The following is a 24,060-nucleotide window of genomic DNA, read 5'->3' as shown; positions in this document are numbered from 1 at the left end:
CATTCACCCGGATCCACCGGTTCGACCTGTCGAACACCGTCTGCGAAGCGCTTCACCAACGGAACGGAGAAGCAGTCATGGCCTCAGCTGTGGCGCAGGAATCACCAGGGGCTCCACCGCCCCGGACGCCCGGAAAGCCGGGAAAGCCCGGGAAGCCGGGGCGCCGTACGGGAGCCACACCACGCCGTCTCCCGTATCTGCTGATCGCCCCCGCCGGACTGCTGATGCTGGGTTTCATCGCCTACCCGATGCTCAGCGTCTTCTACTACAGCCTGCAGAACCACAACGTCACCAAGCCCTGGCGGAACGGCTTCGCCGGACTCGACAACTTCCGGCGGATCCTCACCGACGATCCGCTGTTCTGGGACAGCCTCGTCTTCAGCGGCAAATGGGTCGTCACGGAGGTCACACTCCAACTGGCCCTGGGGCTGGTGCTGGCACTGCTCGTCAACCAGACCTTCATGGGCCGCGCGGTGGCCCGCGCCCTGGTCTTCTCGCCCTGGGCCGTCTCCGGCGTACTGACGACGACCATCTGGCTGCTGCTCTACAACCCGTCCACGGGCGTCGGCCGCTATCTCGCGGACGCGGGCATCGGTGAGTACGGCTCCTCCGTGCTCTCCGACACCGGCACCGTCTTCTGGGCCGCCGTACTGGCCGAACTCTGGCGCGGTGTGCCGTTCTTCGCGATCCTCATCCTCGCCGATCTCCAGTCCATCCCGGGCGATCTCTACGAGGCGGCCTCGGTCGACGGGGCGAACAGGTTCCGGCAGTTCTTCCACATCACACTCCCCCACCTCAGGGACGCGATCATCCTCTCCACTCTGCTGCGCGCCGTGTGGGAGTTCAACAACGTCGATCTGCTGCTGACCCTCACCGAGGGCGGCCCCGCCGGGGTCACCACCACACTGCCGCTGTATGTGGCCGTCACCGGCTTCGAGGCACACGACTTCGGCTACGCGACCGCGCTGACGACCATCGCCTTCGCGATCCTCCTCTTCTGCTCGATCCTCTATCTCCGCCTGAGCAAGTTCGGAGGCGACCACAAGTGACCGCTGTCATCACCGAGAAGGGCCTGCCCGCCGCGCCCGCGGACGGCGGCCGGAAACCCCCGCCCCCGCGGCGGAGGCGGCGCGGGCGACGCGAGCGGGCCTTCGACGAGGTCCCACGGTGGCAGATCTATCTGCCGCTCGGCCTCTATCTGCTCTTCACGCTCGTCCCCTTCTACTGGATGCTGCTCTTCTCGCTGCGGCCCGCGGGCTCCACCTCGCTGGTGCCGTGGCCGGTCACCTCCGACCACTTCGAGAAGGTCTGGAACGAGCGCGGTTTCTCGGTCTTCTTCCAGAACAGCGCGCTGATCGGGGTCTTCACCCTGATCTGTACGACGGGGGTCGCGCTGGCCGGCGGCTACGCCCTGGCGCGCTTCGACTTCCGTATCAAGCAGGGCTTCATGCTGGCGCTGCTGTGCTCGCAGTTCATCCCGGGCGCGCTGATGCTCGTCCCGCTCTTCCAGATCTTCAAGAACCTGTCGCTGATCAACTCCCCGCTGAGCGTGGTCATCGCGGAGACGGTCTTCCAGCTGCCGCTGTCGATCATCCTGATCAGCGGCTTCATCAAGAACGTGCCGTACTCCCTGGAGGAGGCGGCCTGGGTGGACGGCTGCTCACGGTTCCAGGCGTTCCGTATCGTCGTCCTGCCCATGCTGCGGCCCGGTCTGATCGCCGTCGGCTCCTTCGCCTTCGTCCACAGCTGGAACCACTTCCTCTTCGCGCTGATGTTCCTGATGGACCAGGACAAGCAGACGATCCCGGTCGGCCTGTCCACGCTCATCGGGGCGGACAGTGTGGACTTCGGGGCGCTCGCCGCGGGCGGCGTGATCTCCGCGGTGCCGGTCGTCATCGTCTTCGCGTTCATCCAGAAGTGGCTGATCACGGGCTTCAGCGCGGGGGCGGTGAAGGGATGAGCCTCCCCGTCGTACTGGCAGGGGCGCGCGGTCACGGCCATACGCATCTGCGCAACATCCGCCGTCTCGAACACACCGGACCGGTACGGCTCGTGGGCGTCTGCGAGCTGGCACCGCTGAGCCCGCGCGAGCTGGCCGACGCCGGTTACGGCGCTTCCGGGCCGACGCGACCCGCCGGTCACGGCGCTTCCGGGCCCGCGCAGTCCGCCGATTTCGGCGAGCTGCTGGAGCGCACCGGCGCGCGGATCGCCGTCATCTGCACGCCCATCCACACCCACACCGAGCTCGCGCTCACCGCCGCCGCCCACGGGGCGCACACCCTGCTGGAGAAGCCGACCACGGCCTCGTACCAGGAGTACGCGCGGCTGCTCGCCGGTCTTGAGGAGAAGGGCACGGCCTGTCAGGTCGGGTTCCAGTCGCTCGGCTCCCACGCGGTCGACGCGATCAGGGAGCTGGTCGCGGACGGCGCGATCGGGGCGCTCCGCGGGATCGGCGCCGCCGGGGCGTGGGTACGCGACGAGGCGTACTTCCGGCGGGTCCCCTGGGCCGGGCGACGGACCCTGGACGGGCGGGACGTCGTGGACGGGGTGCTCACCAACCCGCTCGCGCACGCGGTCGCGACCGCCCTGCGCATCGACGGCAGCGACCGGGCCGAGGACCTCGCGGAGGCGGAGCTCGAACAGTACCGGGCCCATGACATCGAGGCCGACGACACCAGTTGTCTGCGGCTGCGGACGGCGAAGGGGACCCGGATCACGGTCGCCGTCACGCTGTGCGCGGAGCGGAACGCGGAGCCGTACGTCCTGGTCCACGGGACGAGGGGCCGGATCACCTTCTGGTACAAGCAGGACCGGGTGCTGGTGGAGCGTACGGGCGCGGGCCCGGTCGAGACCGTCCACGCGCGTACCGACCTGCTGGAGAACCTGGTCGCGCATCTGCGCGACGGCGACCGGCTGCTCGTACCGCCCCGCCGTACGGGCGCCTTCATGCGGATCGTCGAGGCCGTCAGGACCGGACCGCTGCCCGAGCCGCTGCCCGCGGACGCCTGGTACAGCGCGCCGGGAGAGAAGGCGCCGCGCCGGATCGTCAAGGGCGTCGACGCGCTGACCGAGGCCGCCGCCGAATCCCTCGCCACCTTCTCCGAGCTGGGCGCGGACTGGGGCGTGCCGCCGGAGCGGGTGCTTCCGCGGTGAGCGGGGCACGGCTCTCCCGGGCGGAGGAGGTGACGGTACTGCGCTGTGACGTCGGTCCCGTGGCCGAGTACGTCCACCGGCCCCGGCTGCCCGGCACCCTGTCGCCGCGGCCGTATCTGCATCCCGTACGGACCCTCGGCGGTGTCACGGTCACGGAGCTGGGGCCCGCCGACCACGCGCACCACCTGGGCGTCTCCATGGCGGTGCCGGATGTCGCCGGGACCAACTTCTGGGGCGGCCGGACCTACGTACGCGACCAGGGCCCCGTATGGCTGGCCAACCACGGCGCGCAGCGGCACACGGGCTGGCTGCTGCGGGACCCCGACGGCTGTGTCCAGGAGCTGTGCTGGACACACGGCGAGCGCCAACTGCTCACGGAGCGCCGCACGATCAGCGCTCTCGCCCTCTCCGGAGACGCGTGGGTCCTCGACTTCACCTCGTCGCTGACCAATGTGTCGGGCGGGGAGCTGTCGTTCGGCAGCCCGGCCACCAACGGCCGTACGGGAGCGGGGTACGGGGGGTTCTTCTGGCGCGCGCCCAGGGGCGACACGGCGGAGCCGGCGCCCGAGGCCTTCACCGAGGACGCGTCGGGCGAGAGCGCGGTGCACGGGCGCACCGCGCCATGGCTGGCGCTGGCGGGCCGGGACTGGACCCTGGTCTTCGCCGGGGCGAACCGGGAGACCCGGGAGGACCCCTGGTTCGTCCGTACCGCCCAGTACCCGGGGGTCGGCTCCGCGCTGGCCTGGCGGAAGCGGCTGCCGCTGCCGGCGGGCGGGAGTGTCTCCCGGCGCGTGGTGACGGTCGTCGCGGACGGCCGGCTCGACCGGCAGGCCGCCGCCGCGCTCGCGCGGAAGGCGGTGGCGGTATGAGCGCCGTCCCGGCAGCGGGCCCCGCCGGGACAGCCGCCTTCGACGACTTCGACGACTTCCCCAGCACCGTCTGACGCACGCCTGTGAGGAGAGCCGCATGACGCACCCGCACCCGCACCCGCCGCACCAGCGCCCGCCGCACCCGCACCCGCCGCACCCGCACCCGCTCAGCAAGCGCAAGCGCTTCCGGACCGGAGCCGCCGCCTGTCCGACCGCCCTGGCCACCCTGCTCGCGGTCTTCGTCGCGACGCCCGCCGCCGCCGCACCGGGGCCGCGTCCGGCCACCGGTACCGGCACCGTACTGAACGTCCCGGCCGCCTACCGCACCATTCAGGCCGCCGTGGACGCCGTACCCGCGGGCAACACCGGGCGGGTGACCATCTCCATCGCGCCCGGTACGTACCGCGAACAGGTCCGGGTGCCGGCGAACAAGCCCCATCTGCTCTTCCAGGGCACGGGAAGCGACCGGTCGAAGTCGGTCATCGTCCACAACACCCCGAACGAGTACGGCGGCTCCAGCGGCAGCGCCACCGTCCTGATCGCGGCGGACGATGTCACCGCCCGCAATCTGACCTTCGTCAACGACTTCGACGAGGCGGCGCACGAGCTGAACAGCGAACAGGCGCTGGCGATGAAGACGACCGGCGACCGGATCGTCTTCGAGAACACCGCCTTCAAGGCCAACCAGGACACGCTGATGACGGACAGCCCCGCGCTGACCCGGATCAGCAGGGTCTATGTCCGGGACTCGTACATCGAGGGTGACGTCGACTTCCTCTACGGGCGGGCCACCACCGTCATCGACCGCTCCGTCATCAGGGCGCTCAGCCGCGGCTCCGCCACCAACAACGGCTACATCACGGCGGCCTCGACCTGGAAGGGCAACCCGTACGGGTTCCTGATCACCAACAGCCGGGTCACCAGCGACGCGCCCGCGCGCTCCTTCCACCTCGGCAGGCCCTGGCACCCCGGCGGCGAACCGGACGCGATCGGACAGGTGCTGTTCCGGGACACCGAGCTGCCCGCGGCCGTCAAGTCCGCCCCGTGGACCGACATGAGCGGCTTCCCGTGGCGTGAGGCGCGCTTCGCCGAGTACCGGACGTACGGCCCGGGGGCGGCCGTGACGCCCGACCGTCCGCAGCTGTCGGACGCGGACGCCGCCGTTCACCAGGTGTCGGACTATCTGACGGGCACGGATGGCTGGGCACCGCACCGATGAATTCAGCACCGGTGAATTCAGCAGAGAACCGACCGAGAGAGAAGAGCCGGCCATGAGGATCTCCAGGACATACAGAGGACGGGCGGTCGCGGCCGTCTCCCTGACGGCGGTACTCGCCCTGACGGCGACCGCGTGCGGTGACGACGGAAGCGGCGGGAGCGGCGGCGAAGGCTCCGGCAAGGGGGAGATCACCCTCTGGGACAACAACACGGGTGAGCGCAGGGAGATCTGGGCCCGGATCATCAAGGACTTCGAGAAGCAGAACCCGGACATCAAGGTCAAGTACGTCGGTCTCCCCATCGACCAGGTCCAGGCGAAGTACGACACGGCGATCGAGGGCGGCGGGCTGCCGGACGTCGGCGGCGTCGGTACCGCCTATCTCTCCAACCTGGTGATCCGGGACGTCCTGGAGCCGCTCGACGACCGTATCGACGCGGGCCCGCTCAAGGGCAAGCTCGTGCCGGCGCTGGTGGACAGCGTCAAGGCGGCGGGCGGCCGGGGCGACACCATGTACTCGGTGCCGACCTCCACCAACAACGGCACGCTCTGGTACCGCACGGACCTGTTCGCGCGGGCCGGGCTCGAACCGCCCACCACCTGGCCGGCGTTCTACGCGGCGGCCGGGAAGCTCACCAAGGCGGGGACGGACCAGTTCGGTTACACCATCCGGGGCGGCGCGGGCTCCATCGCCCCGGCGATGGACGCGATGTACGGCCAGTCCGGCATCACGTCGTTCTGGAACGGTGACAGGACGACCGTCAACGATCCCAGGAACGTCGCGGCGCTGGAGAAGTACGTCGCCCTGTACAAGAAGGTGACGCCGTCCGCCGACGTCAACAATGACTTCATCAAGATGGTCGCCCAGTGGGACAACGGCACCATCGGCATGCTGACCCACAACCTCGCCTCGTACCAGGACCATGTGAAGGCGCTGGGGGAGGAGAAGTTCAAGGGCCTCCCCTACCCGGCCCAGGAGAACGGCACGCGCGTCCAGGTCTCCAACCCGGTGGACGGTCTCGGCCTGTTCAGGAACAGCGAGAACAAGGCGGCGGCCTGGAAGCTCATCGAGTTCGCCGCCTCCCACGCGTCGAACAGCGCGTGGAACGAGTCGGCGGGGTCCATCCCCGCGAACACCGATGCCGCCGACGACGCGTGGATCCAGCAGGCGGAGCCGACCGCCGCCGCGATGAAGGCACTCAGCGACGGCTCCACGAAGATCGTCAATCTGCCGTACTACCTGCCCGACTGGAACACCATCAGCAAGTCGGGAAACGAGCCGGACTTCCAGAAGGTGCTGCTCGGTGACATGTCCGCGAAGGAGTTCGCGGACAAGATCGCCAAGGAGCTGAACGAGGCCCAGGCGGAGTGGAACGAACAGACCAAGAGCTGACCCGACCGAGGAGGAGTCATGCGCAGAGGGAGACTTCACGCACTCATCGTGGCGGCGGGGCTGGCGTGCGCCCTGGCGCTGTCCCCGGCCGCCCTGGCGGCACCGGCACCGGTACGGCCCTCCCCCGAACGGGCCGTCCTCGCCCAGGACGACGGCTGGGGCTCGGCCGGCGGCGGCACCACCGGGGGCAGCGCCGCCGACCCCGCGCACATCTACACCGTCACCACCTGGGCCGAGTTCAGGAAGGCACTGTCCGATGCCGTCGGGAGCCCGTCGGTCATTCGGGTCAAAGGCACCCTGGACGCGCTCAGCGACCCCCGGGGAACCCCCCTCACCTGCGACGACTACGCGGCGGACGGCTACTCCTTCGCCGAGTACCTCGCCGCGTACGATCCGGCGGTCTGGGGCCGCGAGACCCCGGTCAGCGGCCCACAGGAGGACCTGCGCGCCGCCTCGGCCAAGAACCAGGACGCGCAGATCAAGGCGTACGTCCCGGCCGACACGACCATCGTCGGCGTGGGCCGGGACGCCCGTATCCTCGGCGGCAGCCTCCAGGTGAAGGACGCCGACAACGTCATCATCCGCAATCTCACCTTCGAGGACACCTTCGACTGCTTCCCGCAGTGGGACCCGACGGACACCGAGCTCGGCAACTGGAACTCCGAGTACGACAACCTGGTGCTGTCCGGTGCCACGCACGTGTGGGTGGATCACAACACCTTCACGGACGGCCGCCGCCCGGACAGTGAACAGCCGTACCACTACGGCCGGCTGTACCAGCAGCACGACGGGGAGCTGGACATCGTCCGGGGCTCCGATCTGGTCACCGTCTCCTGGAACGTCCTCGCCGACCACGACAAGACCATGCTGATCGGCAACAGCGACGGCGCGGGCGCCACCGACCGCGGCAAGCTGCGGGTCACCCTGCACCACAACCAGTTCAGGAACCTCGTCGAACGGGCGCCCCGGGTGCGTTTCGGCCGGGTCGACGCGTACAACAACCACTACGTCGTCCAGCCGTCCGGCTACGGGTACTCCTTCGGGATCGGCGCCGAATCCCAACTGGTCGCGGAGAAGAACGCGTTCACGATGCCGGCGGGCGTGAGCCCCGGGCGGATCCTGAAGAAGTGGAACGACGCACCGGTCACCACCGCGGACAACCACGTCAACGGGAAACCCGTCGATCTGCTCGCCGTCCACAACGCGGAGGTCCCCGGGGAGACACTGCGCCCGGACGCGGGCTGGACGCCGACGCTCCGCACCAAGGTCGACGACCCGCGCGCGGTCCCGCGGCTGGTCGACGGCGCGGCGGGCGCCGGAAAGCTCCGCTTCGCGCCGGGCACCGGAAAGCTCCGCTGACCGCACGCGTCAGGGGGCGGGCATGGTTCCCACGACGACGGTGGCGTGCAGCTCCTCGCAGCTCGCCACCCTCGGGACCAGCCCGCTCCCGGCGACGGTCCCGACGGCGCGCGCCGCCTGGTGCTCGCTCGTCTCGACCAGCAGGCTGCCGCCCGGGGCCAGCCAGCGCGGCGCCCCCGCGGTCACCCGCCGCAGGACGTCGAGCCCGTCCGCGCCGCCGTCGAGCGCCACCCGCGCCTCATGGATACGGGCCTCGGGGGGCAGCAGTCCGACTTCCTCGGTGGGTACGTACGGCACGTTGGCGAGCAGGACGTCCACGCGGCCCCGCAGCGTGGCGGGCAGCGGATCGTACAGGTCGCCCTCGTACACCCGGCCGCCGACGGCGGCGACATTGCGCCGGGCACAGCGCACCGCCGCCGGGTCGATGTCGGCGGCGTGCAGCTCGGCCCGGTCCAGGGTCCCGGCCAGCGCCGCGCCCAGCGCGCCCGAGCCGCAGCACAGGTCGACCACGACAGCCGGCCGGCCGAGGCCGGTGGCGGCGACGGCGGCCTGCCGTACGAGGAACTCGGTACGGCGGCGGGGTACGAAGACCCCCGGATCCACGGCGATCCGCAGCCCGCAGAACTCCGCCCAGCCGAGGACGTGTTCCAGGGGCAGACCACCGGCGCGCCGGTCCACCATGGCGGCGAGATCGTCCGGCGTCGCCGCCGTGGAGATGAGCAGCCGTGCCTCGTCCTCGGCGAAGACACAGCCGGCGGCGCGGAGCCTGGAGACGATGACGGACTCGGAGGAAGGAGCTGACATGAAGGGGGAGCCTTTCGGGATTGCCGATGGGCACTCCCGGCGGTCAGCTATGCCTGAGGGACCGCGCGGCCGTGAGAAGGGAGCACCCGACCTGATACAGCGGTAATGGGTCTCGCCTCCTTCGGTGGATACGTCCGCGGCTCGTACTGCGCTGGTCACCCTACCCGAGCCGGGCCCCCGGCGCGGGGAGAGCGGGCTGCCCCGATGGTCCGCCCGAGGTCACACGCTGATGCCGTAGCCCAGTTCCTCGGCTCCGGCGTGCCAGAAGGAGTTCTCGTCGGCAACGGCCTCGGCGTCGAGTGCCCTGAAGCGTTCCAGCAACGCCTCCGTGAGCGCGTCGGCGGCCTGCTCCGCCAGGTCCACGGCCTCGTCATCGCCAGGACCGTCGCCTGGCCCCTCGTATTCCCCGGCCTCGGCGGCGGCCTTCTCATAGGAGCGGTCGAAGGCGACGAACGCCTCGACGCTGGAGTTCACCAGCTACGGAACGCCGTCTTCCGGCAGCCACCACAGAGAGCCGTCGGCACGCCGTACGCCGAGCGCGCTCAGCCCGGGGTCGACCGCGACCAGGGCATACCGCGCACCCTCACGCGTGCGTTCCGTGAAAGGGACGTCCTGCCATACCCCGGGGTAGGGGCAGTGAGCGCATCCGGCAACGGCCGAGGCGATTTCAGCGTCGTTCATGCCGCGAATCCAGCCCGTGCCGCCGGCGGTCCGCCAAGCCGGCGCAAGCCGGTGAACCCGCGCGGTCAGCGCACCAGGCGCGGGACATCGGCTCTTCCGGCCCGCCGGCCCGCCCCTTCCTGAGCGGTCTCTTAGCGCTTGCTTAAGCGGAGCATAAGGATCGCCGTCGCCCCCTCCCAGCAGCCGATTTCACGGTTCCTGGCGGCTAGTTTGCTGATCGCTGGGGCGGTACGGCGACGGGGAGGTCACCTGCCGCTCCGGCTGCCCCCTCCCCGTGCCGCCGCTCCGAAGGAGAACCAGTTCATGTCCGTTCGACGTACGGCCACCGGGATCGTCGTCCTCGGCCTCGCCCCGCTCGCGCTGGCCGGGCTCGCCGCCGTGCCGGCCGCCGCCCACGGTTCGATGACCGATCCGGTCAGCCGGGTCGCCGCGTGTTTCGCCGAGGGACCGGAGAGCCCGCGGTCGGCGGCGTGCAAGGCGGCGGTCGCGGCCGGCGGAACGCAGGCGCTCTACGACTGGAACGAGGTCAACATCGCCAACGCGGCCGGGAACCACCGGCAGTTGATCCCGGACGGCAAGCTGTGCAGCGCGGGCAAGGACAAGTACAAGGGGCTCGATCTGGCGCGCGGCGACTGGCCGTCGTCCGAACTGGCACCGGGCAACCGCACCTTCCGCTACAAGGCGACCGCGCCGCACCGCGGCTCCTTCGAGCTGTATGTCACCAAGGACGGCTACGACCCGGCCAAGCCGCTGACGTGGTCGGACCTGGAGGAGAAGCCCTTCCTCAAGGTCACCGATCCGAAGCTGGAGAGCGGGGCCTATGTCTTCGACGGCATCGTCCCGAACAAGTCGGGCCGTCATCTGATCTACTCCATCTGGCAGCGCTCGGACAGCCCCGAGGCCTTCTACACCTGCTCCGACGTGGTCTTCGGGCAGGACGACGGCGGTGCGGGCGGCGCCGCGCCGGCCGCCTCCGCGCCCACCGACGAGAAGATCGCGGAAGGTACGGAGAAGTCCACCGTCGAACACAACGGCCATGGTGACCTCGGTACCGACGCGACGGAGGTCTCGGCGAAGGACACCCCGGCCACGGCCGCCCCGGCCACCCCGGAGAAGCAGCCGGACACCGGCACGGACACCTACTCCGACACCGACACCGACACCGATGCCGGCGCCAATGCCGGAGCCGACGCCCAGGCCAACTCCCCCGTGGCGAAGGGCGCCGGCGGTCAGGACACCCTCGCGGAGACCGGCGGTGACAGCGCCACCTCCTACCTCGCGATCGGTGGCACGGCGGCGCTCGCCATCGGTGCCGCGGTGGCCTTCGGAACCGCTCGCCGCAAGGCCGTGCCGGCCGGGCGTCACGGCCGCTGACCCCCGCCGCACGGCACCGCGACTGCCTTCCGCCTCCGGGACTCCCCGGTGGCGGAAGGCAGTCGTGTGTCCGCGGGGGGTACGGATCAGCCGATCACCGAGGCGCAGGTGGTCGGGGTCGCGCGGGCGGGATCGAGCGCGTTGTTCACCTCGTGGAAGGCGATCCTGTCGATCGTCCCGATCGCCACATGCTCGGAGAGATCGGCCGGGCACAGATCCTGGAGCAGCACATTGCGTACGTTGGGGCCGGTCAGGAACTGTGACCGGTACGGGGTGACCACCTCGTCGTACCGGGTGGCTATGACGGTGTAGCGCACTCCGGGAACGGTGTCGCCGCCCGCGTTGAGCTTGGTGAGGAAGGCGGAGCCGGCCACCTGGTCGGCGAGCCCGGGGGTCTTCTCGTTCAGCAGCTCGCCCGCTCCGGGGAAGTACGGCAGCAGCCGGGAGAGCCCGAGCAGGGTGCTGCCGCGGTTGGAGGGGGCGAGGCCGACCAGGGCGTTCACCTTCGCCGCCCCACCGAGGAACTTCAGGTAGTAGCGCGGCATCATGCCGCCCTGGGAGTGGCCGACGACATCGGCCTTCGCGGCTCCGGTGGCCGCGAGCACCTTGTCGACATAGGTGGCGAGCTGTCCGGCCGAGGCGTCGATGGGGCCGAGGCCGTGGAAGAACGGGACGCCGGGGAGCTGTCCGTAGTCGAGGGAGAAGACGCAGTAGCCGCGGTTCACCAGATACGGGGCGAGGCCCAGCCAGTTGTCGATGGCGTTCCCGAGGGTGCCGTGGACGAGGACGACGGGGCGGGGATGGGCGGCGGAGGGCTTGCAGGAGTAGTCGTTCCAGCCGCTGCTCGACGACGCGGAGACAGCCGGGACGGCGGGAGCGGACACGGACGTGGGGGCGGTGGGGGTGGCGGTGGCCGCGGTGGGGGCCGCGGCGACGGCGGGGGTGGCCAGTGATGTAGCGGCCAGCAGCAGCGCGGTCAGCGGTCCGAGCGCGCGCTTCCAGGGCAGCATCGTGTGATCTCCTTGCGGCTCAAGGGAATTGGCGATGTCTGTCAGCCCTGTGGCCCGGACCACAAAGGTGCTTCCGCTATGAAGTTACGCATGAGTAAGGTGAAGAAGGGAAGTTACGCGTCGGTAAAAAGTGCGACGCGTGACGCCACCCGTCGCCAAGAGGCAGGAGAGCCGCCGGAGAGCCGCCGGAGGCGGGTGACGGGTGACGGCGCTACGCGGCCAGCGACCCCGGCACGATCGCGCGCGGGCCGAACTTCGCTCGGGCCCGGTCGGCCACCGCCTCGATCCGGCGGGCCCGGTCGTCCACCGGGTCGAACGTCAGCTGCTGGGTGGCCTGTCCGGCCGGGACCAGCCCTTCGGCCCGTACCGAGAGAGCCCGTACGCGCGCCCGTTGCAGCCCGAGCGACTCATGGATCCGGTACGCGACGCCGGCGAGCGCCGCCGAGTGGGCGGTCGGCTCGGGCAGCGCGCGCGTACGGGTGGTCGTGGAGCGGTCCGCGTACCGCACGGTGAGTGTCAGCGAGCGGCACACCTGGTCCGTGCCGCGCATCCGGACGCCCAGTTCCTCGGTGATCGAGAGCAGCGCGCGCCGGTGCCGCTCCTGGTCCAGCTCGTCGCGGAAGAAGGTCCGTTCGGCGGCGAGCGAGCGGGCGGCGGCGTTCGGGGCGACCCCCGTACGGTCCACGCCGTGGGCCTTCTCGTACAGTTCACGCCCCATCCGCACCCCGGTGATCCGCTGGAGTGTCGACAGCGGCACGGCCGCGGTCTTCCCGATGGTGTCGAGTCCGTACGCGCGCAGCGCGCGGGCCGTCGCGGCGCCGATGCCGGGCAGTTCGCCGACCCGGCCGGGTTCCAGGAACCGCTCGACCGCGCGCTCGTCGTCCGCCACCACGAACGTCGTGCCCGGCGTGGCCCGGCGCGCGGCCATCCGCGCCAGCATCGGGGTGGGGGCCACCCCGATCGTGCAGCCGGTGCCGAGGTGCGCGAGCGCGCGGACCCGCAGTACGGAGGCGATCCCGGTGGCGTCCTGTCCGAAGTACCGTTCCGCACCGCGCACATCGACGAGCGCGGTGTCCGGCGGCAGCGCCTGGACGGCGGGGCTGATGTCCTCGATCAGTCCGACCAGCGCGGGCAGCGTCGCCTCGGCCCCGCCCCCGCCCCGGGGTTCCGGCCTCCCCCGGGCCCCGTGCGGTTCCGGCCTTCCCTGCGGTTCCGGCCTTCCCTGGGGTTCCGGCCTCCCCTGGGGTTCCGGGCCGGAGTGGAACCGTATGCAGAGGATCATCCCGCGCTCCCCGGGCTGGAGTGCCACAGTTTCCGTCCGGTCGGCAGCCCTTCGCCGGGCGGCTTGAGGTCCGCCCAGGGGTTCATCTCATAGCCCGTGGGCAGATGGATGCGCCGGCCGTCGTCCCCCTGGGGACCGCCCGAAGACGACGCCGGTGCCGGGGGCGCGTCCAGCGCGGCCGCGACCGCGTCCAGCCCGCCCTTCTCGCGCAGTTCCACCAGCTCCGCCAGATTCCAGGCCGCCGCGCCCACCACGCTCAGACTCCGCGGACCGCGCCGCTGCACCACCCCGCGCACCAGCAGCAGCCAGGAGTGGAAGACGGTATGCGCGCACGCCTCGTGGCTGTCGTCGAAGAAGGCCAGATCGACCAGGCCCGTACCGTCGTCCAGCGTCGTGAAGATGACCCGCCTGCCGGAGCGGATCGGCGGGGTCTGGGTCGCCACCTTGGCGCCCGCGACCAGCACGGTCCTGCCGTGCGGCACCTCCCGCAGCCGCTTGGCCGACATCACCCCCAGCTCCTTCAGGAACGCGTAGTGGTCTCCCATCAGATGGCGGGAGGCGTCCATGCCGAGGACACCCAGCTCGGCGCTGAGACGCTCCGCGTCCCCCAGGTCGGGCAGCCCGGCGGGGGCGGTGCGCCGTCCGCCCTCCAGCGGGAGCTGGTCTCCGTACGCGCCCGCTCTCCGCTGCGCTCCGTGCAGTTCGGACAGATGCAGCAGCAGATCGCGCCGGTTGGCGCCGAACCTGTCCAACGCGCCCACCTGCGCGAGCCGTTCGGCCACCGGCCGGGCCGGTCTGGCCCGCTGCCAGAAGTCGAGCAGCGAGGAGTACGGCTGTCCCGCCTCGATCCGGGCCGCCTCCGCCTCGCTGATGCCATGAACGTCGGAGAGCGCCAGCCGCACCCCCCAGACACCACCGGCCCTACCGGCCCCCGAGGCCCCACCATCAGACACCAGTTCGATTCTATGAGCGACCGTCGAACGGTTCACATCCAACGGCAGCACCGGCACCCCCCGCCGCCGCGCGTCCGCGAGCAGCAGCCGCTTCGGATACATCCCCGGATCATGGGTGAGCAGCCCGGCGTAGAAGGCGGCCGGATGGTGCGCCTTGAGCCAGGCCGACTGATAGGTCGGTACGGCGAACGCGACGGCGTGCGCCTTGCAGAAGCCGTACGAGCCGAACGCCTCGATGATCTCCCAGGTCCGCGCGACGACCTCGGGCGTGTATCCCCTCCGCCGCGTCCGCCGCTCGAACCAGGCGCGGATCCGGGGCCCCGACCCCGGGTCGGACAGCCCTCGCCGTACCTTGTCCGCCTCCTCCCTGCCGCAGCCGGTCATGATGTCCACCATCCGGATGATCTGCTCGTGGAAGACGACCACGCCATAGGTCTCACGCAGCGGTTCCTCCAGGTCGGGATGGGGGTGGCGGACGGGCGCGCGGCCGTGTCTGGCCTCGATGAACGGCCGCACCATGTCGGCGGCCACCGGCCCCGGCCGGAAGAGCGAGATGTCGACCACCAGATCGTGGAAGGTGGCGGGCTGGAGCCTGCCGACCAGATCGCGCTGGCCGGGCGACTCGATCTGGAAGCAGCCCAGGGTCTCGGCGGACTGGATCAGCCGGTAGGTCTCGGGGTCGCCCTCCGGCACCTGCTCCGGGTCGTCGATGTCCAGCCGCTCGCCGGTGGCCCGTTCGATCTCCCCGACGGCGTGCGCCATCGCCGACTGCATCCGTACGCCCAGCACATCGAGTTTGAGCAGCCCCAGCTCCTCGACGTCCTCCTTGTCGAACTGCGACATGGGGAAGTGCTCGCCGCTGGTCGGCATCACCGGGGTACGGCGCAGCAGCGAGGCGTCCGAGAGCAGCACTCCGCACGGGTGCATGGCGACCCCGCGCGGCAGCGCGTCCAGCGCCTCCACCAGCTCCCACAGCCGGCCGTGCTTCGCCCCGTCCCGGCGCAGCTCCCCGGCCAGCCCCCGCAGTTCGGGCAGCTCCTCCATCGCGGCGCGGGCGTCCCTGGCCCGGATGTGCGGGAAGGACTTGGCGATCCGGTCGATCTCGGCCGGGTCCATGGAGAGCGCGGCGCCCACGTCCCGTACGGCATGACGGACCCGGTAGGTCTCGGGCATGGCGACGGCCGCGACCCGTTCGGGGCCGAAGCGGTCGAGGATCGCCCGGTAGACCTCCAGCCGTCGCGCGGACTCCACATCGATGTCGATGTCCGGGAGTCCGCGCCGCCGGGTGGAGAGAAAACGTTCCATCAGCAGTCCGTGCGCGACCGGGTCGGCGTGGGCGATCCCCAGCAGATGGTTGACCAGGGAGCCCGCGCCCGAGCCGCGCGCGGCGACCCGGATGCCCATGCCCCGTACGTCGTCGACGACCTGGGCGACCGTGAGGAAGTAGGAGGCGAAGCCGAGCTCCTCGATCGTGCGCAGCTCGGCGTCCATCCGGGCCCAGTACGTCCGGTGGTCGCGGCGCCGGTCGTAGCCGCGCAGCACCATCCCGGCGGCGCAGCGCGAGCGCAGCACCCGCCCGGCGGTACGGCGGTCCGCGCCGACCAGCCGCGGTTCGGGGAAGTGGACGGTGCCGAGCCCCAGATCGTCCTCGGGGTCGACCAGACAGCCGGCGGCGGTCTCCTCGGTCAGGGCGAGCAGCCGGTGCGCGGTGTCGCGGCGGAATCCGGCGGCCTCGGCGACCAGCTCGGCGGTACGCGCCATCCCCGCCGGGTCCTTGAGCCAGCGCTCCCCGCTGTCCAGCCCCCGGCGCGGGTCGATGGGGACCAGCCTGCGGGCCGCGTCGAGGACATCGGCGACCGGGCCCTGCCCGGCGTCGGCGTAGCGCACGGCGTTGCTGAGCACCGCGCGTACGCCCTGCTCGGTGGCGAAGCCGAGGGTACGGGCGGCGTGCCGCAGCGAGCCGGGGCCCGTGCCCGTACGCCCGTGGTGCACGACCTCCAGCCGGAGCGCGTCGCCGTAGATCTCCCGCCAGGGCGCGAGCAGCCGGGCGGCCCGGTCGGGGCGGCCCGCCGCGAGGGCGCGGCCGATCTCGGAGCCGGGTCCGAGCAGCACGGTGAGGCCCGTGCCGAAGTTGTCCCGCCAGGGCAGCAGCGGACCGCCGCCGCTGTGCGCGCCGCTCCCCGAAGCGTGCCCGGTGTCCGCCGAGGCGTGCGCGGTGGAGACGAGCCGGCACAGCTCCGCCCAGCCCCGCGCGCCGTCGCGGGCGAGGAAGACCGCGCGGGGCGCGGACTCGTCGATGAAGGCGCCGCCGCGCACGGGCGTACGCCTGCGCCCGGCCGGGCCTGTTTCGCGCGCTCGCTCGCCCACCGCCAGCTCCACCCCGAAGAGCGGCCGTATCCCCTCCGCGGCGCACGCCTTGGCGAAGCGGACCGCGCCCGCGAGGGTGTCGCGGTCGGTCAGGGCGAGGGCGTCCATGTCCCGCTCGGCGGCGCGCGCGGCCAGCCGCTCCGGGTGGGAGGCCCCGTACCGCAGGGAGTACCCGGAGACGGTGCGCAGATGCGTGAAGCCGGGCATCCGCACCTCCTGGATCAGTCCGTTCTCAGTCCGCTCTCACCTCCCCCGCCTCTCCACCATAGACCAAGTTTCGAACGTGCGTACGATACTGCCGCGAGGGCCGGGCACCGGTCGCCCCATCGGCCGCGCGAACCCTTCCCACCTGCGCCGACACCAGGGGACGGCGGCGCCGTGAACGCCCGGAGGGGCCCGGTCCACCACGGACTGTGGTGGACCGGGCCCCTCCTCTCAGCGGGTTCGGTCAGCCGATCTCGGCACCGTACGCGGCGAGCGCCTCCGGCACCGGCTGGAAGAACGTCTCACCGCCCGAGGAGCAGTCACCGCTGCCGCCCGAGGTCAGCCCGAGCGCGGTGTCGCCCGAGAAGAGCGAGCCGCCGCTGTCGCCCGGCTCGGCGCAGACCGAGGTCTGGATGAGCCCGTTGACGATGTCGCCGCCGCCGTAGTTCACGGTGGCGTCGAGCCCGGTGACCTCACCGTCGTGCACCTGGGTGGTGGAACCGCTGCGGGTCACCTGCTGGCCGACGGTCGCGTCACCGGCCTGCGTGATCGCCTGCGTGCTGCCGTTGTAGAGGTTCACCTCGCTCGGGTGCTCCACCTCGGCGGTGTACTTGACCAGGCCGTAGTCGTTGTCCGGGAAGCTGGAGCCCTCGTTCGTCCCGATCTCGGTGCCCTGCGCGTCCGACCAGGTCTGGATGGACTCCGTGCAGTGCCCGGCGGTCAGGAAGTACGGCGCGCCGTCCTTGACCACGTTGAAGCCGAGCGAGCAGCGCCCGCCGCCGCCCGTGATGGCGTCACCGCCGGAGACGAAGGGCTTGAACTCCCCGGCCGTCTTCTTCAGCTCGGCCTTGTCGCCGAGCGTCTTCACCACACCGCTGAGCTTGTCCCAGGACGCGCCCTTGACCGTACGGTCGGCCGTGACGACCACCTTGTTGGTCACCGGGTTGACGGCCCACGACGTGCCCGGGATGGTCGCCCGGTCCGCGAGGGTCTGCCGGGCGTTCTTCAGCTCGGCCAGGGAGTTCTGAACCAGTCTGGCCTTGGCGCCGGCCTGGCGTACGGTCTCGGCCGCACGCTCGTTGACGACATTGACCACGAGCGCCTTCGACTCGGCGTCGTAGTACGTGCCGGCCGCGTCCGCGCCCAGGGTGTCGTCCAGGGTGGACGCGAGAGTTCCGGCCGCCGTGGCGGTCAGCGACTTCACCGTGAACCGGGGTGTGCTCTCACTGGCGTTCGCAGTCTGGAAGGTGACACCCGCGAGTACCAGAGCGACCGCGGCACCTCCCGCCATCGTCACTCGCTTCTTGGATATACGCCGATGATTCAACGTCAGCCTCCTGTGGGGGGACCGCGTCAGGCCATGTGGGGTGTACCTGACACGGAGGTTGAGGCGCCCACTATTCCGAGACTGACCAGTAACACACAAGGTCGACTTCAGGACGGACGCTCGCGGCGTCCCTGGTACACCGCGTCACCGGCCGACCGCTTCCCCGCAAGGGCAGTTCCATATGCGAACACCCGGTGCGATCACCGCGTCATCAACGGGTGAGGACTAGTCCTGTCTTGAAATCGCCCCTGTTCCCCTGGCTCGATCCGCGCCTGGCCGACCGCCGTCAACTCGGCAGCAGGTCGCGCTCACCCGCCGGTACGGCGATCGGGAGGGTGTTGCCGGGCGGCGGGAACGGGCAGATGAAGTGGTCCGCGAAGGCGCACGGCGGCAGCAGGGAACGGTTGAAGTCGACCGTCACCGTCCCGTCCGCCGCCGGGGCGGCGGGCCGCAGAAAGCGGAAACGGTAACTCCCCTTCCCGCTCGTGGTGTCGGCGAAGACCGCCCAGAGCGAGCCGTCCGCCTCGATCGCGACCTGGAGGGTGTGCTCCGTACCGTCGACGGTGAAGACGATCTCACCGCCGAGCCCGAGGCCCCGTTCCCTCCCGTCGGCGTTCTCGACCCGGACGGTGCGGCTCGTGCCGTACGGCCGGAAGCGGCCCGGCAGCGTCCAGTCCGGGTCGTAGGGCGTCGCCTCGATGCCCCGGAACGCGCGCCGCGCGGCGGACTCCGGGTCGAAGGCGCGGACGGCCCAGAGCCCTTCGCGGCGCAGCACGACGAGCCTGCGCCCGCCGGCCGCGATCCGGGACTCCTCGAACGGACCGCTGTCCGCCGTCAGCCGGATCTCCCCGGCGAGCGGCCGGCCGTCGGCGGTCAGACCGTCTCCGTCCGCCGCCGTCAGCACCACCTCGTCCGCGCCCTCGTTGCCCTCGTCCGCGCGCCACACCCCGGGAATACCCGGAAGTTGACCCTCCGGATAGTCGGCGAGCCAGTGCGTGCCGGTGAGCGAGAGCGGTCCGTACGGCGCCGAGACCGTGGCCGTACGGCGCTCGCGCCAACTCTCCCAGTCCTGCGCGGCGGTGGCGGACTCCGCGGATACATCGGATACATCGGATACCGGGGATACGGCGGATACGTCCGTGCTCATGCTGCTGACCCCTTCCATTCAGGTACGGGAAGCCCCAGATGTGAGCGCAGGGTGGTGCCCTCGTATTCCGTACGGAAGGCCCCGCGCTCCTGGAGAAGCGGCACGACCCGGTCCACGAAGTCGTCCAGACCCCCCGGGGTCAGCTGGGGCACGAGAATGAAACCGTCCGCCGCCCCGGTCCTGACGAAGGTGTCGAGGCTCTCGGCGACGCTCTCCGGGGTGCCGATGAAGGACTGCCGCGCGGTGGTCTCGATGACGGTCTGCCGGATGGAGAGCCCCTTGGCCTCGGACAGCGCCCGCCACTTGGCGGCGACCGCGAGCGGATCACCGGCCCGCACCCGGCCCTGGACCAGCGAGGAGTCCGGGTCCGGATCGATCCCGGGCAGCGGCCCGTCCGGGTCGTACGCCGAGAGGTCCCGCCCCCAGACCTGCTCCAGGGCGAGGATCGCGTTCTGCGGGGAGACCTGCTGCGCGCGGATCTCGGCGGCCCGCTCCCGCGCCTCCGCGTCACTGTCGCCGAGGACATAGGTGACCCCCGGCATGATCTTGAGATCGTCCGGGTCCCTGCCGTACTTCGCCAGCCGGGACTTGGTGTCGGCGTAGAACTCGCGGCCCGCCTCCAGAGTGCCGTGCCGGGTGAAGACGACATCCGCGGCGGAGGCGGCGAACTCCCGGCCCTCCGCCGAGTCGCCCGCCTGGATGATCACCGGGTGCCCCTGCGGGGAGCGCGGGACGGTGAACTCCCCCTCGATCTCGAACTGCCGCCCGGAGTGGGCGAACGGGCGCGGTGTGCCGTACGGGACGCCCGGCGCCGGCGGCGTCCAGGAGTCCCACAGCTCCCGCGCGGTCGCGACGAACTCGGCGGCCCTGGTGTAGCGGTCGGCGCGGTCGAGATAGCCGCCGCGCCGGAAGTTCTCCCCGGTGAAGGCGTCCGAGGACGTCACCACGTTCCAGGCCGCGCGGCCCGCGCTGAGATGGTCGAGGGTGGCGAGCCTGCGGGCCAGTTCGTAGGGCTCGTTGAAGGTGGCGTTCACGGTGGCGGCGAGACCGAGCCGGTCGGTGACGGCGGCCAGCGCGTTGAGCACGGTGAGGGATTCGGGGCGGCCGACCACGTCCAGGTCGTGGACGAGGCCCTTGTGCTCGCGCAGCCGCAGCCCCTCGGCCAGGAAGAAGAAGTCGAACTTCCCGCGCTCCGCCGTACGGGCCAGCGCCTCGAAGGAGGAGAAGTCGATCTGGGACCTGGAGCGGGGATCGGTCCATACGGTGGTGCTGTTGACCCCGGGGAAGTGCGCGGCGAGATGGATCCGGTGGCGGGCGGTACGGGAGGTGTCGGTCGTCATGAGGTTCCCCCGGCGGACGCGTACTGGTTGGCCGGGCGTGCGAGGCTCAGATGTTCGCGGAGCGTGCCGCCCGGATGGAAGGTGCGGAACAGACTGCGGTGCTGGAGCAGCGCCACCGTCCCGTTGACGAGCCGTTCGAGATCGCGCCGCGGCTCGGCGGGCGTGAGGTGGAAGCCGTCCACGGCGCCGGTGCCATGCCAGGTGGTGATCAGGTCGGCGAGATCGACGGGGCCGCCGCGGTAGTGCGGCCCGGTGTCGCCCGCGGTGGTGCGCGGCGCGCTCTCCAGACCGGGCTCCCCCGGCCGTTCGCCGTCGCCGAGATCGATGGTGAGCGCGGCGAGCACCCGCAGCGTGTCGGGGTCACGGCCGTGACCGGCGGCCCGTGCCCGGAGCGTCTCCCGTACCGCCGCCGCCTCGTCGGGCCGGCCGGCCCCCACCAGGACGACATCCGCGTGGCGCGCGGCGCTCTCCCCGCTGTGTCCCCCGGTCACGTCGACCACGGTGACGGGGTGGCCCTGCGGCGGGCGCGGCACGATGGACGGGCCGCGGACCGTGAACGTGGCGCCCTCGAAGTCGACGTAGTGCAGCTTGTCGCGGTCGATGAAGCGCCCTGTCGATATGTCGCGGATCTCGGCGTCGTCCTCCCAGCTGTCCCAGAGCCGGGCGGCCACATCGGCCACCTCGCCGGCCTCCTGCCACAGGGCGGGAGCGGGAGCGGCGGGGCGGCGGCCGAACAGCCGGGCCTCCGCCGGGGTGGTGGACACATCGACCAGCCAGCCGGCCCGGCCACGGCTCACCCAGTCCAGGGTGGCCACGGCCGCCGAGACATGGAACGGCTCGGTGTGGGTGGTGGTGACGGTGGGCACGAGCCCGATGCGTTCGGTCGCGGGCGCGACCCGGGAGAGCACGGCGAGCGCGTCGAGGCCGGGGCGCGCGAAGGAGTCCTGGAGCGTGACGAAGTCGAGCGCGCCCCGCTCGGCGAGCCGGGCGAGTTCGACGTACCACGCGGCGTCGTAGGCCCGCTGACCGCCGATCTCGGCGGCGAGATACAGCGGCCGGTGCGACGGGCGATACGGCGGGCGGTGCTCCGGGCTGAGTTGCGGAGTGAGCTGCGGGGTGAGTCGTGGAGTGTGCCGAGGTCGGTGCGGAGGCCGGGTGGCGGACATGGCGGGCCTTGCCTTTCAGCTTCGGACGGGCTGCCCGTCCGGTGGTCGAGGAGCCGAAGCGGCCGTGGACGGTGCGCCCGCGGGCGGTACGGCCGGAGGCGGTGTGGCCGGAGGTGATGTGGCCGGAGATGGTGTGGCCGGAGGCGGTGTGGCCGGAGGCGGTGTGGCCGGAGGCGGTGTGGCCGGCGGCCGCGCGAGGCCGGCGAGCAGGGTGAGCGCGGCCCGCGCGGTGGCGTCGTTCTGCCGGAACGCGGGGCCTCCGGTACGCGGCCGGGTGAAGGCGCCGCTGGACCGGGCGGTGGTGTTCGGACCGAGAGCGAAGCGGCGGGGATGCGGGGTGCCGTCGCGCTCCAGCAGCCGCCCGTCGTCGGGATCGACCCGGACCAGCCCCGCCGAGACCGCCGCGGCCCCCTCCTCGTACAGCGCGCGCAGCAGCGGGCTCCGGGTGCGTTCGGGCGAGGGGTCGGGCAGCCGGGCCTCGACGAGTGCGCGCGCCTCGACGTACTCCCCCGGTACGACCGCGCTGCCCGCCCGGAAGATCCCCCGCCGCCCGTCGGTCTCGACCGACATGTCCGCGCCCAGGAAGCGGACGACGCCGGCCCGGGAGAGCGCGAGCAGCTGGCGCAGCCGGGGCCCCGGCGGGCCGGAGGCGACATAGCTGAAGAAGCCGTGCCAGCTGCCGCCGGAATCACCGAGGTCGCCGAGGCGGATCAGCTGGCCGTAGACGGAGAGCAGCCCGAGGAAGACGGCGAGGTCCGCGCTGTGGGCCGGGTCGTGTCTTCGGCCGAGATCCGCGCGTATGTAGTCGCGCAGCCCGTCCTGGAGCGCGTCGTACGAGGGGAAGCGCAGCCCGTCCAGCGGCCGGTCGAGGGCGGCGAGATCGAGCCGGTCGGCGGGGTCGGGTACGGCCGCGCCGACCAGGGCCTCCAGCTCGGGGCCGCCGGGATCGACGGCGGCGTACTTCTCCTCGAAGTCGGTCCAGTCGACGCGGGTGCGCTCGGGGTGCGCGGTGAACAGGCGGTGGTAGTAAGCGAAGCCGAGTTCCTTGTCGATCAGCGGCCGGACATCGCGCCGGAAGTCGGGCGGCACCGGCCGGCTCAGCAGCGCCTCGATCTGCTCGGGCCCGAGGAAGCGGGGCAGCGGGGGCCGCTCGCCGTCCAGCCCGTAGCCGATCTTGGAGTGGTACGGGACACCGCGCCGCGATCCGACGTACAGGACCGGTTCGCGCCCCGAGGGGTGGTAGACCAGCTCCCCGTCGTCGTGGCCGGCGCTGCCCGAGTAACGTCCGCCGCGCCCTTCGGTGACGAGCACCATCAGATCGACGAAGGCGAGTCCGAAGCCGCGGACGAGGACGGGTTCACCGGCGGGCAGCGCCGACAGATCACTGTCGGCGGTGAAGTCGGGCGGCAGATGGACCAGTCCGTGCGCTTCGGCGAAGCGGCTCAACTCCACCTGTTCCGCGTCCGGTTCGGCGTCGAGATGGCCGAGGGTCAGCACGACGAGGTCGGCGAGGAGCGGTTCGGTACGGTCCGCAAGCCAGACGCGCTGGCGTCCGCCGCGCGGGCCGCTGACGCGCACGGCGTCGGTGCGGTGCTGGTGGACGGTGACCCCGGGCGGCAGGGCGGCGACGGTCTGTTCGTACACCCAGCTCAGATAGGCGCTCTGCACCCGGCGGCTGGGGAAGGTCTGGCCGGTGAGGGCGGCGATCTCGGCGCGGAGCCCGGACCCGGACGGAGCGAGCGCCTCCGCGGCCGCCTCGGCCGCCTCCGACTCCGCGGAGAGCCGCGCCCTGCCCTCCCTGATGTCCCGCGCCCACTCGTGCAGCGCGGGTCCGTGCCGTACAGGACCGGCCAGGGCCACCGTGTCATCGGTGAACATGGTCACGTCCTCGGCCATGGAGTTCATCCAGAGCAGCGGCGACTGATCACGGCGCCAGACCCGCCCGGCACCCGGCGGATGCGGGTCCACGAGATGGATGTCCAGCGGCAGACCGTCGTACAGGGAGCGCGCGTTGGCGGCGATGCGCTCCAGAAAACCCGTGCCGCGCGGGCCTGTTCCGACCACGACGACAGCTGGGGTCATGGACGGGGTGCGGACGGTGACCGAGGACACAGGCATGCGAAGGCTCCGTGGATACAGCGATCGAACACGGGAGTGCCTTCACAGAAAACGCAGGCGGACCGGCCCCTCAGCACGATCCACTTGTCCGTACGAGGCTAAGTGGTGTGTACGGTCAGTTGTCAAGCTTGTCCGTACTGTGAGCCGACCGTCTCAGCTTGGTTGACGCGGAAACGGATGCCTGTTCCACTTGGCTCATGTATTCGCAGCAGTGGCTGGTCACGCGCTCCCACATCGACTTCGGTCGCGTGTGGTCCTCTTCCTGTTGAGCTGACGCCCTGCACGGCCTCCCCGTAC

The 24,060-nt window shown here is 71.5% G+C and carries 18 protein-coding genes and 1 pseudogene; 8 read left to right on the top strand and 11 right to left on the bottom strand.

Features of this window, described 5'->3' with window-relative positions; all coding sequences use genetic code 11:
• Positions 1-77 precede the first annotated feature (77 nt).
• From ACZ7LS_RS19010 to ACZ7LS_RS18980, 7 genes and pseudogenes are all read left to right on the top strand, one after another.
• Positions 78-1,049 (top strand): carbohydrate ABC transporter permease, encoded by a 972-nt coding sequence (locus ACZ7LS_RS19010; RefSeq protein WP_382520218.1) that lies wholly within the window; start codon positions 78-80, stop codon positions 1,047-1,049.
• 8 nt (positions 1,050-1,057) lie between these two features.
• Complete coding sequence (locus tag ACZ7LS_RS19005; protein WP_385135240.1) at positions 1,058-1,960, top strand: carbohydrate ABC transporter permease; 903 nt, start codon at positions 1,058-1,060, stop codon at positions 1,958-1,960.
• The gene (locus ACZ7LS_RS19000) at positions 1,957-3,153 is read left to right on the top strand and encodes a Gfo/Idh/MocA family protein (protein ID WP_382877628.1); all 1,197 of its coding nucleotides are present in this window, start codon (positions 1,957-1,959) and stop codon (positions 3,151-3,153) included. Before ACZ7LS_RS19005 ends, ACZ7LS_RS19000 begins: the two co-directional genes overlap by 4 nt.
• The gene (locus ACZ7LS_RS18995; protein ID WP_385135206.1) at positions 3,150-4,022 is read left to right on the top strand and encodes a DUF6807 domain-containing protein; all 873 of its coding nucleotides are present in this window, start codon (positions 3,150-3,152) and stop codon (positions 4,020-4,022) included. The genes ACZ7LS_RS19000 and ACZ7LS_RS18995 overlap by 4 nt, the downstream gene beginning before the upstream one ends.
• Before the next feature lie 250 nt (positions 4,023-4,272).
• Positions 4,273-5,241, top strand: a pseudogene (locus ACZ7LS_RS18990) (pectinesterase family protein); the annotation flags it as partial.
• Between the two features lie 52 nt (positions 5,242-5,293).
• Entirely contained in the window at positions 5,294-6,631 is a 1,338-nt protein-coding gene (locus ACZ7LS_RS18985; RefSeq protein ID WP_382520225.1) for an ABC transporter substrate-binding protein, read from the top strand.
• Positions 6,632-6,649: 18 nt separating this feature from the next.
• Positions 6,650-7,990, top strand: a complete 1,341-nt coding sequence (locus ACZ7LS_RS18980) for a pectate lyase family protein (RefSeq protein WP_385135204.1) — start codon at positions 6,650-6,652, stop codon at positions 7,988-7,990.
• Positions 7,991-7,999: 9 nt separating this feature from the next.
• Here ACZ7LS_RS18980 and ACZ7LS_RS18975 read toward each other — a convergent pair whose 3' ends face one another.
• The 3 genes from ACZ7LS_RS18975 to ACZ7LS_RS18965 form a co-directional block, all read right to left on the bottom strand.
• Complete coding sequence (locus ACZ7LS_RS18975) at positions 8,000-8,794, bottom strand: putative protein N(5)-glutamine methyltransferase (protein ID WP_385135202.1); 795 nt, start codon at positions 8,792-8,794, stop codon at positions 8,000-8,002.
• 219 nt (positions 8,795-9,013) lie between these two features.
• Positions 9,014-9,268 carry an SUKH-4 family immunity protein gene (locus tag ACZ7LS_RS18970; protein ID WP_385135200.1) on the bottom strand — a complete coding sequence of 85 codons (255 nt, stop codon included), beginning with the start codon at positions 9,266-9,268 and terminating at the stop codon, positions 9,014-9,016.
• 3 nt (positions 9,269-9,271) lie between these two features.
• The gene (locus ACZ7LS_RS18965) at positions 9,272-9,475 is read right to left on the bottom strand and encodes a hypothetical protein (RefSeq protein WP_385135198.1); all 204 of its coding nucleotides are present in this window, start codon (positions 9,473-9,475) and stop codon (positions 9,272-9,274) included.
• A 303-nt stretch (positions 9,476-9,778) separates the two neighbouring features.
• On the opposite strand from ACZ7LS_RS18965, the gene ACZ7LS_RS18960 reads away from it, so the two are divergent.
• Positions 9,779-10,849 (top strand): lytic polysaccharide monooxygenase auxiliary activity family 9 protein, encoded by a 1,071-nt coding sequence (locus ACZ7LS_RS18960; RefSeq protein WP_385135197.1) that lies wholly within the window; start codon positions 9,779-9,781, stop codon positions 10,847-10,849.
• Positions 10,850-10,935: 86 nt separating this feature from the next.
• Here ACZ7LS_RS18960 and ACZ7LS_RS18955 read toward each other — a convergent pair whose 3' ends face one another.
• The 8 genes from ACZ7LS_RS18955 to ACZ7LS_RS18920 form a co-directional block, all read right to left on the bottom strand.
• Positions 10,936-11,859, bottom strand: coding sequence for an esterase/lipase family protein (locus tag ACZ7LS_RS18955; protein WP_382670931.1), 924 nt, complete (start codon positions 11,857-11,859; stop codon positions 10,936-10,938).
• Between the two features lie 211 nt (positions 11,860-12,070).
• Positions 12,071-13,141: a DNA polymerase Y family protein gene (locus ACZ7LS_RS18950; RefSeq protein ID WP_385135195.1), complete on the bottom strand. Its 1,071-nt coding sequence runs from the start codon at positions 13,139-13,141 to the stop codon at positions 12,071-12,073.
• A complete protein-coding gene (locus ACZ7LS_RS18945; RefSeq protein ID WP_385135193.1) occupies positions 13,138-16,668 on the bottom strand; it encodes a DNA polymerase III subunit alpha in 3,531 nt (1,176 codons plus the stop codon). The genes ACZ7LS_RS18950 and ACZ7LS_RS18945 overlap by 4 nt, the downstream gene beginning before the upstream one ends.
• 241 nt (positions 16,669-16,909) lie before the next feature.
• Complete coding sequence (locus ACZ7LS_RS18940) at positions 16,910-17,992, bottom strand: S1 family peptidase (RefSeq protein ID WP_385135191.1); 1,083 nt, start codon at positions 17,990-17,992, stop codon at positions 16,910-16,912.
• Positions 17,993-18,278: 286 nt separating this feature from the next.
• A complete protein-coding gene (locus tag ACZ7LS_RS18935; RefSeq protein WP_382520241.1) occupies positions 18,279-19,139 on the bottom strand; it encodes a DUF1684 domain-containing protein in 861 nt (286 codons plus the stop codon).
• The gene (locus tag ACZ7LS_RS18930) at positions 19,136-20,479 is read right to left on the bottom strand and encodes an NtaA/DmoA family FMN-dependent monooxygenase (RefSeq protein ID WP_382520243.1); all 1,344 of its coding nucleotides are present in this window, start codon (positions 20,477-20,479) and stop codon (positions 19,136-19,138) included. The genes ACZ7LS_RS18935 and ACZ7LS_RS18930 overlap by 4 nt, the downstream gene beginning before the upstream one ends.
• Positions 20,476-21,645 carry an LLM class flavin-dependent oxidoreductase gene (locus ACZ7LS_RS18925; protein ID WP_385135189.1) on the bottom strand — a complete coding sequence of 390 codons (1,170 nt, stop codon included), beginning with the start codon at positions 21,643-21,645 and terminating at the stop codon, positions 20,476-20,478. The genes ACZ7LS_RS18930 and ACZ7LS_RS18925 overlap by 4 nt, the downstream gene beginning before the upstream one ends.
• 15 nt (positions 21,646-21,660) lie before the next feature.
• Positions 21,661-23,763 carry an FAD/NAD(P)-binding protein gene (locus ACZ7LS_RS18920; RefSeq protein ID WP_385135187.1) on the bottom strand — a complete coding sequence of 701 codons (2,103 nt, stop codon included), beginning with the start codon at positions 23,761-23,763 and terminating at the stop codon, positions 21,661-21,663.
• Between the last annotated feature and the right edge of the window lie 297 nt (positions 23,764-24,060).

Source organism: Streptomyces sp. NPDC039430 (assembly GCF_055639435.1).
The sequence above is the reverse complement of the archived record's forward strand: the minus strand, read 5'-3'. Positions and strand labels throughout refer to the sequence as shown.

Bases quoted from the DNA above. Each gene is read 5' to 3' on its own strand.
- ACZ7LS_RS19010 (WP_382520218.1), top strand. From the start codon at position 78: ATGGCCTCAGCTGTGGCGCAGGAATCACCAGGGGCTCCACCGCCCCGG.
- ACZ7LS_RS19000 (WP_382877628.1), top strand. From the start codon at position 1,957: ATGAGCCTCCCCGTCGTACTGGCAGGGGCGCGCGGTCACGGCCATACG.
- ACZ7LS_RS18985 (WP_382520225.1), top strand. From the start codon at position 5,294: ATGAGGATCTCCAGGACATACAGAGGACGGGCGGTCGCGGCCGTCTCC.
- ACZ7LS_RS18980 (WP_385135204.1), top strand. From the start codon at position 6,650: ATGCGCAGAGGGAGACTTCACGCACTCATCGTGGCGGCGGGGCTGGCG.
- ACZ7LS_RS18975 (WP_385135202.1), bottom strand. From the start codon at position 8,794: ATGTCAGCTCCTTCCTCCGAGTCCGTCATCGTCTCCAGGCTCCGCGCC.
- ACZ7LS_RS18965 (WP_385135198.1), bottom strand. From the start codon at position 9,475: ATGAACGACGCTGAAATCGCCTCGGCCGTTGCCGGATGCGCTCACTGC.
- ACZ7LS_RS18960 (WP_385135197.1), top strand. From the start codon at position 9,779: ATGTCCGTTCGACGTACGGCCACCGGGATCGTCGTCCTCGGCCTCGCC.
- ACZ7LS_RS18955 (WP_382670931.1), bottom strand. From the start codon at position 11,859: ATGCTGCCCTGGAAGCGCGCGCTCGGACCGCTGACCGCGCTGCTGCTG.
- ACZ7LS_RS18950 (WP_385135195.1), bottom strand. From the start codon at position 13,141: ATGATCCTCTGCATACGGTTCCACTCCGGCCCGGAACCCCAGGGGAGG.
- ACZ7LS_RS18945 (WP_385135193.1), bottom strand. From the start codon at position 16,668: ATGCCCGGCTTCACGCATCTGCGCACCGTCTCCGGGTACTCCCTGCGG.
- ACZ7LS_RS18935 (WP_382520241.1), bottom strand. From the start codon at position 19,139: ATGAGCACGGACGTATCCGCCGTATCCCCGGTATCCGATGTATCCGAT.
- ACZ7LS_RS18930 (WP_382520243.1), bottom strand. From the start codon at position 20,479: ATGACGACCGACACCTCCCGTACCGCCCGCCACCGGATCCATCTCGCC.
- ACZ7LS_RS18925 (WP_385135189.1), bottom strand. From the start codon at position 21,645: ATGTCCGCCACCCGGCCTCCGCACCGACCTCGGCACACTCCACGACTC.
- ACZ7LS_RS18920 (WP_385135187.1), bottom strand. From the start codon at position 23,763: ATGCCTGTGTCCTCGGTCACCGTCCGCACCCCGTCCATGACCCCAGCT.